This is a genomic window from Nocardia sp. NPDC055165 (assembly GCF_053606985.1).
On record NZ_JBSGSS010000004.1, the window covers coordinates 455,614 to 473,446 of the forward strand.

Below are 17,833 nucleotides of genomic sequence, written 5' to 3' on the forward strand. Positions count from 1 at the left end.
GCCGGGTGCGGCGGAGAGCGAGTTGGGGGAGTACCGAATTGATCGAGCCGCTGTCGACGAGTGACTCGCCGATGATCGGACGCTATCGGGTGCGCGGTGTGCTCGGTGCGGGCGGAATGGGCCGGGTCGTCCTGGCGACGGGCCCCGACGGGCGCTTCGTCGCGATCAAGCAGATTCATTCGCATCTGCTCGACGATCGTGAGTTCCGGGCGCGGTTCGAGCGTGAAGTCGCCATCTCCGCCCGGGTGTCGGGGGCATTCACGGCGGCGGTGGTCGATTTCGAGACCACCGGCGAAACACCGTGGCTCGCTTCGGTATTCATCGCAGGGGTGGGGCTGGACAAAGCGGTGCGCGAGCTGGGCCCACTGCCGGTCCCCGCGTTGCGCACCCTGGCTTCCGGCATGGCCTCCGCGCTGCACTCGATCCACAGCACCGGCCTGGTGCATCGAGATCTCAAACCCGCCAACGTGATTCTGGCCGCCGACGGACCGCGCGTGATCGACTTCGGCATCGCGCAGGCGGTCGGCACCGGGGCCGCGCTCACCGAAGTGGGTGCCGTGGTCGGCTCGCCCGCGTACATGTCACCGGAACAGGCGAACAGCGAACCGATCACCTCCGCGAGCGATGTCTTCTCCCTCGGCTCGCTGCTGTGCATGGCCGCGACGGGAACGGCACCGTTCGCGGCGTCCTCCGCTCCCTACACCCTGTTCAACATCGTCCACAGCGAGCCGCAACTCGACGATGTCCCCGCGCCGCTGCGCGATCTGATCGCGGGTTGTCTGCGCAAGGACCCGAGGGCCAGACCGACACCGGCTCAGATCTTGGACTACCTGGGGGTCCTGCCCGTTCAGGCACACCCGTGGCCCGCGCCTGTCCATGCCGAAATCGCCGCCCAGACACAGAAACTGGTCGCGCTGACCTCGGACCCCGAAGCGACGCAGATCATTCCGGCGTACACGCCGATCGCACCGCCGCCCGCCCCGGTGCCTGCCGAGAAGCGCCGGACCGCACTTCGGCTGGGAATTGTCGCGGCGACCGCGGTGGTGATCGCCGGCGCGCTCACCGCAGTTGTCTTGCGCGCCAACGACTCCGCGACAACACCTCAGGACACGCCGCAGGCGATACCGACCGCGACGCTCCCCGGCCTGGACCAACTGCGTGGCACCGATGCGTGCACCTGGGTGCCGCAGGCACTCGGAAAGACCCTGCCCACCGAGGTCGCCGCGAAGGCCTCGCCGGATGTCTCGTCCTGGCGCTGGCAGGCGACGTCGAGTTGGGGATGTGACGGCACCTCTGGTGGCGCGCGCATGGCCGTCGAGATCGGTGCCGCGCTGAACGGATTCGAATCCGGCAAGCAGGTGGTCAACGGTTACGCGATTGCCCGCCGCGGCGACGACTGCGCGTTCGCGATCGAGGGTGGCGAGCAAGCCGTGCGTTGGGGCATCATCGTCGACACCTTCTCGCGCGGCGAATGCCACCTCGCCGACCACGTCCTCGAGCGGCTCACCGCCTCGCTCGCCGAACTGCGTCCCGACACCGCCGCGCAGAAATCGTTGTCGTCGGTAGACCCCTGTGCCCTGGTGGACAATTCGGCCTTCGCCGCTCTCGGCCCCGTCGTGGCGAAATCCGCGCACTCCTGCGAGTGGTCGGGTGACTCCACCGTGCGGATCACCTTGTCGCAGCCACGGCGACGAGCGACCTCCATGGAGGAGAAGGTGATCGATATCGGCGACGGTGTGCTGGTCGACAATCTCGACAGCGTGATGCTGGGGCCGAACGAATGCCGTCGGGTGTATCAGTTCCGCAAGGTCGGCGAGACCTTTCGCGAGGATGTCGAAGTGTCCGTCAGCAATCCGAACCAACGCGAAGGGCAACTCTGCGCGATCGCCGATCCGCTCGTGAAGCAGGCGGTCGGCCGGTTGCCCGCGCGGTAGCGGCGCCGAACTCGCGGGTGATAGTTTCACGGCAGAGTTCGGGAGGGGCCTGGCGTTCGACGCTGCGGTCGGAGGGGAATGTTCGTGCGTAATCGGTTGCGTTGGCTGGCGCCGTTGTTATCGCTCACCCTGCTCACCGCGGCATGCGGTGACAACGCCGCACCCGATCACGGTGACTATGCCCTCGAACCGGTGGCGGGCGACTACGACGACGCGCCGAATGCGGTGCGCGGAACGCTGGTGGAATCCGTCCGCATCGGCGAGCGGTTACTGCTCGCCAACCGCATCGACCCGGAATTGACCGACGGCAACGGCGGCGGGCTGATCGTCGGGATACGCGGCGTAGACGATCTGCTCTCGGGCGTCCAGCGGACCGCACTCGGGCCGTTCGACGTGTTGGCCGGTTACGGCGCGATCGCGAGCAACGGCCAGTCGGACAACGAATCGAAGCACAAGCTGCTGTCGATCGCGATCCTGTCCCTACCCGATGAGGCCCAGGCGACGGCGGCCGCGCAGGCGATGGCTGCCGCGGATTTCACCGCGAATACCGAGAACGCGCCCCTGTCTCTTTCGGAATATCCTGCCGCACTGTCACATTGGCGACCCGGTGTGCCCACGGTCGGGAGCTGGCTGGTGTGGAAGAACCTGGTGATCAGGTTGTACGCCAAGATCATCGAGCCCAGCCCCGAATTGTTGACCGATCTGCTCACACGGACCTACCGCGCTCAGCTGGCCGAGCTCGGCACCTTGGTTCCGACGCCCGCCGCCGACATACCGAAGCTGAAACTCGACAGCGACAAGTTGCTCACCCATATAGTGAAGACCGGCGACTACTGGCCCAACAAGTGGGAATTCATGGTCTACGGCCCTCGTTCCTATGCCCTGCTACGCGACGATCCGTCGGTCAACCTGCGTGATTTCGAACAGAGCTCGATCGACGCGATCGCGGTGTCGTACAACAAGTTTCTGTATCGCGCGCGGGACAGCGAAGCCGCGAAGACCTACGCCGACCTCGAGGAAAAGCATTCGCTGGCTGCCGATTACACCCCGCTGACAGGTCCGCCGGGACTCTCGGGTGTTTCCTGCTACCGCGCAGCGAGGCCGGACAACAGGTCGGTTCCCGCCCGGCGGTTCTCCTGCCTGGTGCGATACAACGAGTTCGTGGTCCGCCTCTACAGCAACCAGGAGACCGATATTCGACAGCAGGCGGTCGCGCAGCACGCGCTACTGAGCGGGTCGTGGTGAACACGGGAGGCGCGGCGATGAAACCGCTGAATTCGCAGGATCCCGAACAGCTGGGCCGCTATCGCCTGCTTGCCGTGATCGGCCGGGGTGGCATGGGACAGGTGCTGCTCGGCCAGGGCCAGGACGGCCGGTTGGTCGCGGTGAAGCAGATCCACCGCCAGTTCACCGGCAATCCGGAATTCCGTGCCAGGTTCCGGCGAGAGGTGCTCGCGTCACAGCAGGTCACCGGCGCCTACACCGCGGGCGTGGTCGACCACGACGCGGAATCCGAAACGCCATGGCTGGCTTCCGAATACATCGCGGGCCCTGGCTTGCAGGACATGGTCGGCGAGTTCGGCCGCCTGAACCTGAGCGGGCTGAAACTCCTGGCCACCGGCCTGGCGATGGCGCTGCTCGAGATCCACCGCACCGGCCTGGTGCACCGCGACCTCAAGCCGAGCAACATCCTGCTCACCAACGACGGTCCACGCGTGATCGACTTCGGCATCGCCAGGGCGCTCGAGGACGACGTCAACCTCACCGCCACCGGAGCGGTGATCGGATCGCCCGCGTATATGTCACCCGAACAGGCCGAATGCCGCCCTTTGACAACAGCTTCCGATGTTTTCGCCGTCGGTGCGGTTCTCGCGATGGCGGCCACCGGCGCGAGCCCGTTCGACGCGGCCTCCACCCCGCAGGTCCTCTACAACGTGCTCTACAGCTCCCCGGATACCACCGGAATTCCGGAGCAGATCCGCGCGCTGGTCGATGCTTGCCTCGCCAAGGACCCGTCGGCGCGACCGACCCCCGAGCAGTTGCTCGACGCGGTGAGCGGGATCGACGCCGAACCTGTCTGGCCGGTCCGGATCCGCAGACGCATCGCCGACTGCCAGGCCGAGGCGGGTCGCTGGGCAGACGGAACCGCCGCTGCCACAGCGTCGATCGCACCCGAACAGCCGAAGCCGAAGTGGGCGCGACTGGTTCTCGCTGCCGCGACGGTGTCGGCACTGGTGCTGGCTTCCATCGCTATTTGTGGCGTCGGCGTCGAGGGCAACGCGGTGGCGATGGATGATCCGCCACTGGCGCTGACCCACGACGAATCCCGCCGCCTCGACCTCTGCGCGTTGCTCGATCCGTCAGTGCTCGGTGAACTAGGCACTGCGACAAGTGAAGTCGTCTCGAACGCCATCGGCGGTTGCACCGTCGGGTATCGCGATCAGGCCGGTCGCACGGTGTCTTTCAGCCTGCGTAACAACGACAATGTCGCCGAGGTACGTGATGACAGACAGCCGATGGGTAGCTCCATCAATTGGATGCCGGTACTCGGACTTCACAAAGAGTCCGCCTCCTGTGACCGCATAGTGGTGACCCAGAGCGGTTTGCCGATGGCGCTGACTATGGGCGCGAGCACCTATCCGCCCGCAGGCGACCTCTGTCCGGCGTCCGAGCGCGCGCTCGCGGCGGTGGTCCGTCGTCTGTCGGTCAATCCGCCGCTGCGGACCTTCCCGCAGGGCTCGCTGCTGCCACTCGACCCGTGCTCGCTGATCGACATCGCGGCCACTCGTTCGTTGGTCGGTGATCCCGTGCGCACGTCGACTCCCCATAGCTGCGCGTTGACCGGCGCTGACGGCTCCTTTTCGCTCGATATCAACGAGCGCACCCGGCCGGACAGTGTTACGGGCGGAAGGGTCCGGCAAACAAGCACTATCGGCGATCACACGGTCTATCTCGACGGCAGCAGTCCCGAATACTGCACCTTCATCGTGATGGTGATGCCGACCAAAGACGATCAGGCCGAGCAAGTGCGGGCCCAGTACTTCTCGAACACCGCGCGGGCCAGTGGGAACTGTGAGACTGCCGGCGATCTGCTCGAACCCGTACTCGAGAAGTTGCCCCCATCATGACGATCATTCCCCTCGGCCCCGGCGATCCACCCACCATCGGGCGCTACCGAGCGCTCGGCACACTCGAGTCCGCGGCCGGATTCCGGTCCGTGCTCGCCACCGGCCCCGATGACTCGTTGGTCGTCGTGCGACAGGCGCTACCGGAACTTCTCGACGAGCCGGAGTTCCGGATCAGATTGCGGCACAGCGCTATTGCCGCCATGCGAGTCTCGGGATCCGCCAATACCACGGTGATCGACGTCGATGCTGATGCTGAGAAGCCCTGGTTGGCATCAGCATTCGTTCCGGGTATGCGCCTCGACACCGCCGTAGCCGAACACGGGCCACTGCCTGTGGCTGCCGTTCGCGCCTTGGCCGCCGCCCTCGCCTCGGCGCTGCGGACCGTCCATGCCGCAGGCCTCGTGCATCAGCGCATCCGTGCCGACACGGTGCTGTTAGCAAGGGACAGTGGTCGTCTCGGTGAAGTCGGTATCACCCCAGCCGCCGGGACCGCCACCGCGACGGTCATGGGAACGCCGGACTTCCTGTCACCGGAGCAATCGCTCGGGTATGAGCTGACGCCGGCGTCGGACGTGTTCTCCCTCGGATCGGTTCTCGCTTTCGCAGCCTCCGGCGTCGCACCGTTCGCCGCACCATCTGTGCCGTACACGCTGTTCAACATCGCCCAGCGCGAACCCGAGCTGAGTCGCGTGCCGGAGCCGCTGTTCGAGATGCTGGCCGCGTGCCTGCGCAAGGATCCGGCAGCCCGCCCCACGCCAGGACAGATCCTCGACTATCTCGGTGCCCAGCCGAGCGGTCCGCCACCGTGGCCCGCCCCCGTGCTCGATGACATCGGGCGCCAGCAACACGAGATCTCGGCGCTGCTGGCCGCCCTGCCCGCGATCACCGCACCGGAACCCGTACCTGGACGGCCTTTTTCGGTGGTCATCACCGAATCGGGTCGTGCGGCCGTCGAATACGGCAGGCGTGCACTGGAATCCGGTCGTCGTCGTTGGAGTGCGGCGAGTCCGAGGGCGCGCGGCGGTCTGGCAGGTGGACTGGCGGCACTGCTCGTGGCGCTCGCCGGGATCAGTTACTTCGCGACACGCGAAGAAAGCGAGCCGGGACCGGTGACCGGGCTGACCCTGGCGCAGTTGCGGCAGATCGATGCATGCCCCTGGCTGACCTCGGCCCTCGGCGACTCGGTGCCGGTCGCGCCGACCCCACTGGCCGCGGCCACATGGGAGCTGAGTCCGTCCCCGAGCTGGGGGTGTAGCGCCAGTTCCAACCGCTACGCCCTCTACCTCTACCTGGGGCAGGAGGACGAATACCTGACGCCGAACAAGACGGTGGTAGAAGGGGTTCCGATCATCGACGGGAGCGCGGCAGCCTGTACGCGAGCCATCGCGAGCCCCGGCGCCGAGCACGAGTCCGGCATCGTCATCGTCCTCAGCAATCCGTCCGGGGTGAAGGAATGCGCGGGCCTCGACTACATCGCGGCCAACCTCGCCCGGTCACTGACGACCGCGCCGCGCGCCGAGGGCAGGGACTCCTCGCTGGCGCTGCTGGAACCGTGCGCGCTGCTCGACCGCGCCGCCGTCGCCGAGAAGATCGGCGTCCTGCCGCCCGAGCCCACGATCGCCGACGCGCACACCTGCCGATGGGACGGGCGCGTGCGAGTCACCCTGGAGCTGGTCAGCACCAGCACGAGCACTACGGGCAAGGACCTGGAGCTCGTCACGGTCGACGGGGTCCAGGTGTATCTCGGCAAGGGCGGTTCGAAGGCCATCTGCTCGCGCGCCTTCCTGGTGCCGGATGCCGGGGAGGAGACCATCGAGGTCTCGGTACACGGAACCGAGGGATTCCGCGACGAGTATTGCGCGATCGCCTCGTCCCTGCTGCGACAGGCGGTCGGGAATCTGCCCGAGCGCTGAGCCGGGCCCGGCTACGGTGAAGACTGCGATCCGCAGACCACCACGAAGGGGCAACGATGGACCAGCTCGGAGTAGCGGTAGTCGGGTACGGCCTGGCCGGGTCGGTGTTCCACGCACCTCTCATCGCCGCCGATCCGCGGATGCGGGTGGCCGCGGTGGTGACCGCATCGCAGGAGCGGGCCGCACAGGCGCGGGCCGAGCATCCGGGGGTACGGGTGTGGGCGTCGGCGCAGGAGATGTTCGTCGAGGACGAGGATGTCGATCTCGCGGTGATCGCCACGCCGAATCGCTCGCACGCGCCGCTGGCGTTGCAGGCGCTGGCCGCGGGGTTGCCGGTGGTGGTGGACAAGCCGTTCGCGGTGACGGCGGCTGATGCCGAGGAAGTGGTCGAGGCCGCCGCGCGGGCCGATCTGCCACTGAGTGTTTTCCAGAATCGTCGCTGGGACAACGACTTTCTGACCGTGCGCGCCCTGATAGACGCCGGTGAGCTGGGTGAGGTCCGGCGGTTCGAGTCCAGGTTCGAGCGGTGGCGGCCGGTTCCCAAGGGTGGCTGGCGTGAAGTGGGCGATGCCGAGGACGGTGCGGGCATCCTGTTCGATCTGGGCAGCCACCTGGTCGACCAGGCGCTGACGTTGTTCGGCCCGGTCACCGAGGTCTACGCCGAACTCGACCGGCGCCGCCCGGAGGTCGGAGCCGACGACGACGCCTTCATCGCCCTCACCCACGCCAACGGCACCCGGTCGCAGTTGTGGATGAGTGCCGTTGCGCCGCAACTGGGTCCGCGCCTGCGTGTGCTCGGATCCGCCAACGGCTACACCGTCTCCGGCCTCGACCCCCAGGAAGACGAACTGCGCGCAGGCCGCCGCCCGGACGACGGAAAACCCTGGGGCACAGTCCCACCCGAAAAGTGGGGCACCTTCGGCGCAGGCGAGGATCTACGCCCGATCCCCACCCTTCCCGGTGACTACCCCGCCTTCTACGCGGGAATGGCCGCCGCCCTGCTCGACGGAGCTCCGGTCCCGGTCGACCCCCGCGACGCCGTGGAAACCCTGCGAATTCTCGAATACGCCCGCCACGTAGCCGAACCTGCCGATCTCACTTCTTGACCACCGGCACCGAGTCGAGCCGAAGGGGTGATCCGACGGCTCCGTCGAGCACATCCATGCAGAGCCGCAGCACGATGATGCGGAACGGCCGTAGCCGACTATTGCGCCGGCGCGATGTTCTGGTTGAGGTGGAACAGATTGGCCGGGTCGTAGGTCTTCTTGACGGCGGCCAGGCGGTCGAAGTTCGGGCCGTAGTTGGCGCGGATGCGGCCCTGGTCGTCGGAGCCCATGAAGTTGATGTAGCCGCCGTCGGCGGTGTGGGGCTCCAGCGCGGAGTGGTAGTCGCGGACCCACCTGATGTTGGCGTCGTTGTCGATCGCATCGGGCCACATCCCGGCGATCACGGGGGCGAAATTCGCGGTGCGGTAGGCGAACGCGGTGTCGTCCACCGCGACGTCCTGCACGGCGCCGTCGATCGGGTAGAGGTGCATGGTGGACTGCACCGCGGGCACTCGCGGGCCGAACTCGAGATGAGCGGCGAGGGCGCCGTCGGTGAGTTCGGGTTGGAACGCCGCCTTCCAGTAGTGCTGCAGGCCGGGAGGAAGGAGACCGTCGAACGCGCTGTTGAGGGCCGGGTAGGGCATCCGGCCGACGTGCTCGGCCACCGGCGTCGCGACCGCCCGCAGGTCCGCGAGCAGGGCTTCGGCCTCCTGATCGGGGCCGTTGAAGCAGGACACCAGCAGGACGAACGGTTCGCCGACCCGTTCCTCGGGAATGAACGGCAGCGGCGGCGCGATCTGGAAGCCGGGGAAGGCGCCCATCGCGCGCGGTGCCGCCGCGATCCAGTCGCGGTAGGTCCGCAACAGCTCTTCGGCGACGTCGAGCTCGAAGAACATGGGTCCGCCGTAGATCGTGTCCACCGGGTGCAGGTCGAACTCCATTTCGGTGACCACCCCGAAGTTGCCGCCGCCGCCGCGCAGCGCCCAGTACAGATCGGGGTGCTCGGTCGCGTTCGCGGTCACGAAGGTGCCGTCGGCCAGCACCACATCGGCGGACCGGAGGTTGTCGATGGACAGACCGTAGGCGCGGGCGAGGTAGCCGATCCCGCCGCCGAGAGTCAGGCCGGTGACCCCGGTGGTGGAGATGATGCCGCCGGTGGTGGCGAGCCCGAAGGAATGCGCGGCGTGGTCGAAGTCGCCCCAGTCGCAGCCGCCCTGTACGCGGGCGATCCGCCGTTCGGGGTCGACGCGGATGCCCTTCATGGCGCTCAGGTCCAAGACGATGCCGTCGTCGACGGTGCCGAAACCGGGCACGCTGTGGGCGCCTGCGCGGATGGCGAGGTCGAGTCCGCTCTCGCGGGCGGCCTCGACGGTGGTACGCACGTCGGCGACGTCGACCGCGCGGACGACCGCGAGGGGCCGGCGGTCGATCATCGCGTTGTAGACCGAACGCGCCTGGTCGTAGCCGGGTGAGTCCGCGGTGATCACCTCACCGCGAATCGCTTCGAGGATGGTCGATACAGGTGTGCCGTTCATTGTCGCTCCCTGGTCGGGTCGAGAATGAGCCGAACAAACGCAGTGCGTGATCGTGGAACGGAGGGGTGGATCGGACTGTCTCGATGGACCCCGAACTCAAATTACCCCGGTCGCCGTCCCTGGTTCAAGGTTCAGAGCTTGCGAGAGCGCAGCTCGTGACCCTTGGAGGTCTTGCAGCGCCCCGATTCCAGGTCCCATTGCCAGCCGTGCAGGTTGCAGGTGAGGTTGTTACCTTCCACCACACCGAATTTGGAGAGGTCGGCCTTGAGGTGGGGGCAGCGGCGCTGGACTTCCCAGCCGTCGAGTTCGGTGACGGCGGAGTCGTCGTGTGCCTCGGAGAACCAGCCGTCGGCGTAGGCGATGCGCTCGTCGGTGAGGCACTTGAAGAAGGTGTAGAGGAACTCGTTGTAGCCGCCGATGCGCCACGCCTGGAAGCGGGTGGACAGGAAGATCGTGTTCACCCAGTCCGGCTCGTTGTCGCGCAGCACGGTGCGTACCAGTTCGGGGGCGATGCGGAAGCCGTAACGGTAGCGGCCTTCGCCCTCGAGCGGCGCGCGCACGGTGCGGTGCGGGAAGTCCAGGACGATGGTCTCCTCGCCGATCACCAGGCCCACGGGGTAGCCGATGCCGTCGCTGATCAGCGCGCTCTGCTTCATGATCGGTTCGAACAGCTCACGCAGCGGCTCGAGCAGCGAACCCTCGCCGGTCTCCCACGACGCCTTCTCCGCGGCCAGCACCGGCGCGAAACGCTGCGCCATCTCCGCGATGTAGGCGGCCTTGTCGCCGTAGATCCGATCCGGGTCGAACGGGTGCGCGAGGTCGAGCTCCTTACCGCGCACATCGGCGACCGAACCGGGGATCATCAGGATCCCGCCGGAGTTGCCGTGAATGTTCATCTGATCGAGGAACACGATCTGGTCGGGGAAGATGTTGCCTTCGTCGCCGCGATCGTCGTTGAGGTAGCGCAGCTCGTCGTCGAGGAACACCGGCGGACCCGCCGAGGGCACCACCCAGGTCGCGCCGACCTGCTCGATGTAGGAGCGCGCGCGATCCATGCCACGCTGACGCTTCTGCTTGCCGAAGTTGGCCTTGGTCCGCGCCGGGATGTCGTACACGGCCGGGTACCAGATCGCGCCCGAGTACTGCAGCAGGTGGATGTCGATGTCGCCGAACGCGTCGTGGATGACGTCCATGTCCACCGGTCGGGCGTCGTTCATGTTGAAACAGGTGGTCTCACCGTCGGAGATGAGAATTCCGGAGTCGCCGATCGGGCCGTCGGCGGGCGCGCGCAACGCGACGATCATGATGTCCACGGAGCCCTTCGGCCCGGTGATCGTGTGCTTGACCGAGTCCTCGGTCTCGAAGAACTTGGTGAAACCCAGCGCCTCGAGCTCACGGCGCAGGTCGAGCACCGGGTAGTCGGGCAGCAGGATCGTGGCGTCCTTGTTCACGTACTTCGCCAGGTGGGCGGCGTCGAAGTGATCGCGGTGCAGGTGCGAGACGTACAGGTAGTCGACATCGCCGAGGGTCTCCCAGTCGAGCTGGGAGTTGTCCGGGAAGGGGAACCACGACGCGAAGTACGCGGGGTTCACCCAGGGATCGCACAGGATCGTGCCGGCCTCGGTTCGGATATGGAAGCCGGCGTGTCCGACGCTGGTGATCTGCACGAGCTGTTTCCTCCTACCAGGATCTGATTCGCCGGATCAATGGCGAGCTACCGCCTCGGGCCCCCTGACTGCTTCGGCGTACCAGCCAACCAGGGTAGTGGCTAAATCGTTACGTCACCGATGCAATAGCCCTCAGCGGTCGCGACAACCGTGAAAGTGCGCGTCCGCGTGCCCCCGGGTGAGGTGGTCACAGGGACGTGAACTGCCAGGTAGTCGCCACGAACCTGCTCGGATCGTAGCTCCTCGCCGGTGTAGGAGGTGACATTGCCTACTTTGCCCGAGTCGCCTGTCAAGGGGGCTGCTACGGGGTTGCCGGTGCCCTCGGGATCCCAGCTCGTGGGCGAGGCCTTGCAGGTCAGCGGATGGTCTGCTTCGATATCTGCCGCGTTGAGTGGTTTGCCGGTGGCGCGGGCGAGGTAGCGGCGCACGGTGTGGCGCGCGTCGGCGTCGTCGTAACCGGGCTCGACGCCCGCCGCGGACACCCGTCCGCAGGCATATCCGGATGCCACGGATTCGCGGTCGACGGTGACGGTGACGGTTCGGTTACGCCAGGTCACGGTATCGGCGGTCGCGGTGCCCGGCGTGGCCAGGGCGGCCAGCACCGCCTGGGGATCGGCGTACATCTCGGCGACGGTGGCAGGCGGGATGGTCCAGCAGTTGTCCTGGAGTTCTTTCACCGTGCCGGTCTGTAGGTCGGCGGCCCAGCGGCGCACGGCGGTGACGGCGTCGGCGTGGCCCGCGACCGCGCCGACCTGGGGTGCGTCGGCGGGGAGCGGGCTGTTCGGCGCCGGTTCGCCGGGTGCGATGGCCTGGGTCGCCGTGGTCGTCGGCGCCGCGGCGGCCGTGGTCGACGCGGTAGTGGTCGTCTCGACCGGATCGCCCGGGATCCCCGACACCGAATCGCACCCGGCGACCAGGGCCGCGGCGACGGTCAGGCCCGTGACCAGCGCGTAGGCGCGGTGCGGGCGGGTCAGGGCAAGCTGGGCGCGTTCCACTACGACGTTCCTCGATTCCTAGGTCGTGGCACCCGCCTGTGACGACGGCGGGGGAGTGACTGTCGGGGCGAGCGGACTCGCCGGGGTGTAGACCGGTGTGCGCGAAGCGGATTCGCTGCGCGGGCGAACGCCGCGATTCTACGGTCACGGCCCGCGCCGATGGCACCCCTGCCGATGCGGAGATCTACGACTACGCTTGCGTACTTGTGGAACCCCTCTACTTCTCGATCATCGGCGTGGCCCGAACCCTGTTCTTCCTCGAAGGTCTGAAGTTCACTGTCAAGGGGGCGGAAAACATCCCCGCCACCGGCGGCGCCGTGCTGGCGGTCAACCACACCGGTTACATGGACTTCACCTACGCGGGTCTGCCTGTGCGCACCCCCCGTCGCTACATCAGGTTCATGGCCAAGCAGGAAGTGTTCGACAACAACATCTCCGGCCCGATCATGCGCACCCTCAAGCACATCCCGGTCGACCGCACCGCGGGCGCCGACTCCTACCAATCGGCGGTGCAGTACCTGCGCGACGGCGAGCTCGTCGGCGTGTATCCCGAGGCCACGATCAGCCGCAGCTTCGAGATCAAGGAATTCAAGTCCGGCGCGGCCCGCATGGCATTGGAGGCGGGTGTGCCGATCATCCCGATCACCATCTGGGGCGCCCAGCGCGTCTGGACCAAGGGCTTCCCCAAGCGGCTCGGCCGCACCAACACCCCCATCTCGATCGCCGTCGGCACCCCCATCCAGCCCTACGAACCCGCCGCCGACCTCACCGCACAGCTGCGCTCCACCATGCAGGAAATGCTCGCCGACCTGCAAGAATCCTACGAGCATGAGCCCGGCGCCTACTGGGTCCCGAAACGGCTCGGTGGCAGTGCCCCTTCCCTCGAAGAGGCCACCGCCCTCGACGAAGCCGAAGCGGCCGAACGTTTCGCCCGCAAGGCAGAGAAAACGCAGGACACCGAGGGCTGACATTTCGGCCTCGGGCGGGCTTACGCTCGGGAGATGACCACCGCGGCGGAGTTGAAGGCCCTGCAAGCTCCGGTGAAACAGCGCTACCGGGACGACCCGGCCGCCGCGGTCACCGCCCTGCGCGGCGCCGGTTCGTTCGCCGACCCCGGCATCACCTGCACGGTGCGGACCTTCGCCGGCCCGGTCCGCGCCGGCCTGCACCGTGCCACCGGCGGTGACGGCGCCGACGCCTGCTCGGGCGACATGCTGCTGGAGGCGGTCGCGGCCTGCGCCGGGGTGACCTGCCGCAGCGTCGCCACCGCGATGGGCCTGCCCATCACCGGCGCCGAGGTCGAGGCAGCGGGGTCCTTCGACGCCACCGGCACCCTGGGCATCGATCGAACCGTGGAGGTCGGGGTTTCGCCGATCGCCGTGACGATCACCGTCACCACCTCGGCTGCTGTCGACGACGCCGCCCTGGTCAAGCTCGGCGAACTCACCGAGCGCTACTGCGTGGTCGGTCAGAGCTTGCGGAATCCGCCGACTGTCCGGGTGGTGAGCGCTCCGGCGCCGTGATCGCTACTGTGCCGTTCAGCTCGCGTGGCTGTCGCGTGCGATGTGGCGGATGCCCGCGGAGGCGGACTCAGCGCGGAATCCGGCAGCGGGTCGGTGCCGGCAGCTTGCCGCGAAGGTAGGCGGCGGGTGGGACGCCCATGAGGGTGCGGAAGTCGGCGGTGAGGTGGGACTGGTCGTAGTAGCCGGTACTCGCCGCGAGGTGTGACCATGGGGTGTCGCCCGCGTAGGAGAGGACCCGCCGCAGGCGTTGAATGCGAGCGAAATGCTTGGGGGACAGGCCGATTCCCATGGTGAACAGGTTGCGCAGCTGGCGCTCGCTGACAGCGAGGCGCGCGGTGAGTTCGGAGAGTGCGGGGGCGTTGTCGGCGGTGAGCGCCGAGATCGCCTCGCGCAGCACGATCCGGTGCGCCCGATCGGTATCCGATTCCGAGATAGTGTGCGGCAGTAGATCTTCCAGGTGGGTGATCGCGTGTGCGGCGGGCACGCCCGTCAGTTCCGTCGCGAAACCGCCCAGCGGACCCGGCAATTCGTCGAGACGAAAGACGCGGTCGGTGAGTTCGCCCGCGGTCACGCCGAGCAGCTGGCGGGTCACGCCCGGTTCCAGGCGCAGCCGCACGCACCCGGCGGGCTCCTCGGGTGTCGAGTAGGACGCCTTCGTCTGCGCGCCGACGACGAACGCGCTACCGCGACCGGACTTTTCGGTGCGCAGGACGACCGTGGTGGTCGCGACGGGCGGATGCGCGAACGGCTGAGCGAGGTCGTCGAACAGTGGCGTGCTGGTGAGTTCGGTGAGCCACGGGCGCAACGATTCCGGTGTCGTCACGGGCGTCTCGATGTGCGCCGAGGTCAGATACTCCACCTGGTCGACTGTAGGCGGCGCGGGCCGGGATGTCCGTGCCGATTTCTCCTATCTTCGCAGGCAGCGCGGCGGCCATGCTCGTTCCATGATCCTGATCACCGGTGCGACAGGCACCATCGGAAGCGACATCGTGCGACAGCTGGCAGCCGAGGGCGTCGCCGTCCGGGCGGCGACCCGCGACCCGGAGCGGGCAGGGTTCCCCGCCGGGGTGGAGGTGGTGCGGGTGGACTACCGCGACCCGGCGACGTTCGGACCCGCCATGACGGGCGTAGCTGCCGCGTTCCTTGTCGGGATACCCGGCCCGGACAGCACCGGCACCGATGCCGAACTGGTGGCTGCCGCGCGAAAGGCCGGTGTGCGGCGAGTGGTGAAGCTGTCCGCGGTCGGTACCGGCGACCCACGTCTCGGCGTGCCGGGTTCCTGGCATGTGCCAGGGGAGCAGGCCGTGCGCGACTCCGGCTTGCAGTGGACGATTCTGCGCCCCAATACTTTCGCGTCGAACACGTTCAGCTGGATCGAACCCCTCAGCAACGGTCACCCCGTCCCGAACCTCACCGGCGACGGCAGGCAGGCCGTGGTCGACCCACGCGATGTCTCGGCGGTCGCCGCAGCGGCGCTGCGCTCGAACGACCACCACGGCCGTATCTACACCCTGACCGGCCCCGACCTGCACACGGGCCGCGACCAGGCCGCCGTTCTCGCGCGGGTTCTCGACCGCCCGATCGCCGTCACCGACATCGCCGAAGCCGATGCCCGCGCGTTCATGGTCGCCGCGGGTCTTCCGCCCGCTTTCGTGGAAGGCTCACTGATCGGCCAGTCCTTCATCCGCGGCGGCCACAACGAGCTCGTCACCGACGACATCGAACGCGTCCTCGGCAGACCACCCCGCGGCTACGCCGCCTGGGCCGCCGACCACCGCGCCGCCTTCGCCCCCGTCGTCGCAGGCGGCGCGTTGAAGCCGAGCTGACCGGGCAGGGTCCGGTGCGTGGCGGCGCACCGGACCCTGCCGCTCAGTTCATGGTCAGCACCCACGACCCGTTGCAACCCCTGCGGGTGTTCATGTTGCCGTCGTAGACCCAGTTGAACCTGATCGGCGGGTTCGTCCGCACATTCCAATTCCCGGACGGTGAGGTGACCACCTTGCCGTTGCGCATCAGCACACCGACCTGATCGTGGTTGAACAGCCACTTTCCGCCACTGGTCGGGTAGTTCAACCGGACCGTCACCTGCCCGCCGGTGTGGTTCTGCACCACCAGGCACGAGTTCGGGTCGGAACGGTTGACCGCGTACTCCCCGAACCCTTCGTCCTCCACGTTCTCCCCACTGTCGGTGTACTCCACCGGGTCGGTGAAGTCGGCGTGCGCCGGTCCGGCCCCCAACACGGTCAGCGCCGTCATCGCGACGCCCGCCGCGATCATCCCCAGAGACTTCACAGTCGTTCCTCCCATGATTCCCGCGGTCACGACCGCCTGCGAAAAACCTTCCCCCGCAGCCTTTTCCGCATCCTTGTGACCTGCTTAACGACGCCCGCCGATGCGGGGTCTCACCGCCGCCCCGGGTGATGAGTGAGCCCGGATTTCGTAGTTCGGGAGTTTCGCGCTAAAGTTCGTACTCGCACGACGAAGTCACCGGCGCTCGCCGGATCGGTTTCGGAGGGCACGCGGATGTGGCGCAGTGGTAGCGCATCACCTTGCCAAGGTGAGGGTCGCGAGTTCGAATCTCGTCATCCGCTCAACGAAAAGCCCGGCCATCGTGCCGGGCTTTTCTCATTCCCGGTGCCGGTCGAGGCGTGGGTGACGCAGCGCAGGCAGGAACTCGCCGATCAGGGTTCGGCGCCACCAGATCCGTTCGCGGAACAGTTCGGCGGGCGTACTGAAGTGGTACTCGTACAGCCGGGCGCGCACGTAGTGCGGCGGTGCGTCGGGGAAGGGGCAGCGCCGCAGCAGGCGCAGGGTATCGGGGTCGTTGTCGAGCAGCCGGATCGCCAACGGCAGTGCCCACGATCGCGCGTAGGCCGGCGACAGCGCGGCGAACCACATCAACCAGTCCAGCCGCAGGTGATAGGGCGCCCACTGGCGCGGACGGTACCGGGGGTCGCCCGGTTTGCCCTTGAACTCGTATTCGCGCCACACCGTGTCCGGCGTGAGGTGGGTGGCGTCGGTGCCCTCGAGCACGATCTCCTGGCGGACCCGGGTGATGCTGCCGAACGCTCCATAGGTGTTGACCAGGTGCAACGGGTCGAACGAGGCGTTCATCGCCTGCTGTGCGGAGAGGAGGTTGCGCACCGGCCAGAAGCTCAGCACCACCACCATCGCGACGAAGGCGACGACGGCGCCGAGGAACCATCCGGGCGGGTCGGCCACCGGCGGCGCGTCCGGCAGTACCGGGTACGCGCTGACCGCGGTGGTCGCCAGCAGCAGAGTCACCCAGTTGAGCCAGGCGAAATTGCCGGAGAGCACCAGCCACGACTGCGTGACGATGATGATGCCCGCCGCGACGCTCGCCACCGGCTGCGGCGCGAACAGCCCGAACGGCACGATCAGCTGCGCGACATGATTGGCGGCGACCTCCACCCGGTGCAGTGGCCGGGGCAGATGGTGGAAGAACCAGCTCAGCGGACCGGGCATCGGCTGGGTCTCGTGGTGGTAGTACAGGCAGGTCAGGTCCCGCCAGCACCGATCGCCGCGCATCTTGATCAGCCCGGCCCCGAACTCCACCCGGAACAGCAGCCAGCGCGCGGCGAACAACACCAGCAGCGGCGGCGCGACGGTGTCGTTGCCGAGGAAGATCGCCAGGAACCCCGCCTCGAGCAGCAGCGATTCCCAGCCGAACGAGTACCAGGTCTGCCCCACGTTGACGATCGACAGATACAGCGCCCACAGCAGCAACCACAACGCCATGGCCGCCCACAGCGGCACCAGATCGGCGACACCGAGCGCGACCGCCATCGCGAGCACCGCACCGAACCAGGCGATGCCGGCGTAGAACCGATCGGAGTAGCGCAGCTGGAACAGGCTGGGTGACCGGCGGAACGGCGTCCGGGCCAGGTATCGCGGGATGGGCAGCATCCCGCGCTCACCGAGGAGCGCGCGGAACTGTAGTGCCGCCGTCAGGAAGGCGAGGGCGTAGATCACCGCCAGGCCACGCTGGAAGATCAGCCTGCCCTGCCAGTACTCCGGTGCCGTGAACCACTCCATGCGTGTGCTCCCGGTGGTCGACGCCCCGCACCAGGG

General features: G+C 67.6%; 14 protein-coding genes and 1 tRNA gene. 9 read left to right on the forward strand and 6 right to left on the reverse strand.

What is annotated here, in order from left to right; translation table 11 throughout:
- Window positions 1–38: 38 nt before the first annotated feature.
- The 5 genes from ACWFRF_RS11495 to ACWFRF_RS11515 all read left to right on the forward strand — a co-directional run bounded on the left by ACWFRF_RS11495 (window position 39) and on the right by ACWFRF_RS11515 (window position 8,081).
- Complete coding sequence (locus tag ACWFRF_RS11495; protein ID WP_452449823.1) at window positions 39–1,934, forward strand: protein kinase domain-containing protein; 1,896 nt, start codon at window positions 39–41, stop codon at window positions 1,932–1,934.
- Window positions 1,935–2,012: 78 nt separating this feature from the next.
- Entirely contained in the window at window positions 2,013–3,179 is a 1,167-nt protein-coding gene (locus ACWFRF_RS11500) for a DUF7373 family lipoprotein (RefSeq protein ID WP_378989451.1), read from the forward strand.
- Window positions 3,173–5,062, forward strand: a complete 1,890-nt coding sequence (locus tag ACWFRF_RS11505; protein WP_452449824.1) for a serine/threonine-protein kinase — start codon at window positions 3,173–3,175, stop codon at window positions 5,060–5,062. Before ACWFRF_RS11500 ends, ACWFRF_RS11505 begins: the two co-directional genes overlap by 7 nt.
- A complete protein-coding gene (locus ACWFRF_RS11510; RefSeq protein ID WP_452449826.1) occupies window positions 5,059–6,975 on the forward strand; it encodes a protein kinase domain-containing protein in 1,917 nt (638 codons plus the stop codon). The genes ACWFRF_RS11505 and ACWFRF_RS11510 overlap by 4 nt, the downstream gene beginning before the upstream one ends.
- 56 nt (window positions 6,976–7,031) lie before the next feature.
- On the forward strand, window positions 7,032–8,081 hold the full coding sequence (locus tag ACWFRF_RS11515; RefSeq protein ID WP_452449828.1) for a Gfo/Idh/MocA family protein: 1,050 nt from the start codon (window positions 7,032–7,034) through the stop codon (window positions 8,079–8,081).
- 98 nt (window positions 8,082–8,179) lie between these two features.
- Here ACWFRF_RS11515 and ACWFRF_RS11520 read toward each other — a convergent pair whose 3' ends face one another.
- The 3 genes from ACWFRF_RS11520 to ACWFRF_RS11530 all read right to left on the reverse strand — a co-directional run bounded on the left by ACWFRF_RS11520 (window position 8,180) and on the right by ACWFRF_RS11530 (window position 12,218).
- The gene (locus ACWFRF_RS11520; protein WP_378989455.1) at window positions 8,180–9,556 is read right to left on the reverse strand and encodes an FAD-binding oxidoreductase; all 1,377 of its coding nucleotides are present in this window, start codon (window positions 9,554–9,556) and stop codon (window positions 8,180–8,182) included.
- A 131-nt stretch (window positions 9,557–9,687) separates the two neighbouring features.
- Complete coding sequence (locus tag ACWFRF_RS11525) at window positions 9,688–11,223, reverse strand: Rieske 2Fe-2S domain-containing protein (protein WP_378989456.1); 1,536 nt, start codon at window positions 11,221–11,223, stop codon at window positions 9,688–9,690.
- Window positions 11,224–11,324: 101 nt separating this feature from the next.
- Complete coding sequence (locus ACWFRF_RS11530) at window positions 11,325–12,218, reverse strand: hypothetical protein (RefSeq protein ID WP_452449831.1); 894 nt, start codon at window positions 12,216–12,218, stop codon at window positions 11,325–11,327.
- Window positions 12,219–12,424: 206 nt separating this feature from the next.
- On the opposite strand from ACWFRF_RS11530, the gene ACWFRF_RS11535 reads away from it, so the two are divergent.
- On the forward strand, window positions 12,425–13,186 hold the full coding sequence (locus ACWFRF_RS11535) for a lysophospholipid acyltransferase family protein (protein ID WP_378989458.1): 762 nt from the start codon (window positions 12,425–12,427) through the stop codon (window positions 13,184–13,186).
- Window positions 13,187–13,219: 33 nt separating this feature from the next.
- Window positions 13,220–13,741: an OsmC family protein gene (locus tag ACWFRF_RS11540; protein ID WP_378989460.1), complete on the forward strand. Its 522-nt coding sequence runs from the start codon at window positions 13,220–13,222 to the stop codon at window positions 13,739–13,741.
- A 67-nt stretch (window positions 13,742–13,808) separates the two neighbouring features.
- Here the strand turns inward: ACWFRF_RS11540 and ACWFRF_RS11545 are convergent, their stop codons facing one another.
- Window positions 13,809–14,600, reverse strand: coding sequence for an AraC family transcriptional regulator (locus ACWFRF_RS11545; RefSeq protein ID WP_387445984.1), 792 nt, complete (start codon window positions 14,598–14,600; stop codon window positions 13,809–13,811).
- A gap of 85 nt (window positions 14,601–14,685) precedes the next feature.
- Here ACWFRF_RS11545 and ACWFRF_RS11550 point away from each other — a divergent pair, with 85 nt between their 5' ends.
- Window positions 14,686–15,567 (forward strand): SDR family oxidoreductase, encoded by an 882-nt coding sequence (locus ACWFRF_RS11550; protein ID WP_449966887.1) that lies wholly within the window; start codon window positions 14,686–14,688, stop codon window positions 15,565–15,567.
- Window positions 15,568–15,610: 43 nt separating this feature from the next.
- Here the strand turns inward: ACWFRF_RS11550 and ACWFRF_RS11555 are convergent, their stop codons facing one another.
- On the reverse strand, window positions 15,611–16,033 hold the full coding sequence (locus ACWFRF_RS11555; RefSeq protein ID WP_378637916.1) for a hypothetical protein: 423 nt from the start codon (window positions 16,031–16,033) through the stop codon (window positions 15,611–15,613).
- 227 nt (window positions 16,034–16,260) lie between these two features.
- Between ACWFRF_RS11555 and ACWFRF_RS11560 the strand changes: the two genes are divergently transcribed.
- Window positions 16,261–16,332: transfer RNA gene (locus tag ACWFRF_RS11560), tRNA-Gly, on the forward strand.
- Between the two features lie 34 nt (window positions 16,333–16,366).
- On the opposite strand, the gene ACWFRF_RS11565 is transcribed toward ACWFRF_RS11560, so the two are convergent.
- Window positions 16,367–17,797: a lipase maturation factor family protein gene (locus tag ACWFRF_RS11565; RefSeq protein WP_452449835.1), complete on the reverse strand. Its 1,431-nt coding sequence runs from the start codon at window positions 17,795–17,797 to the stop codon at window positions 16,367–16,369.
- Between the last annotated feature and the right edge of the window lie 36 nt (window positions 17,798–17,833).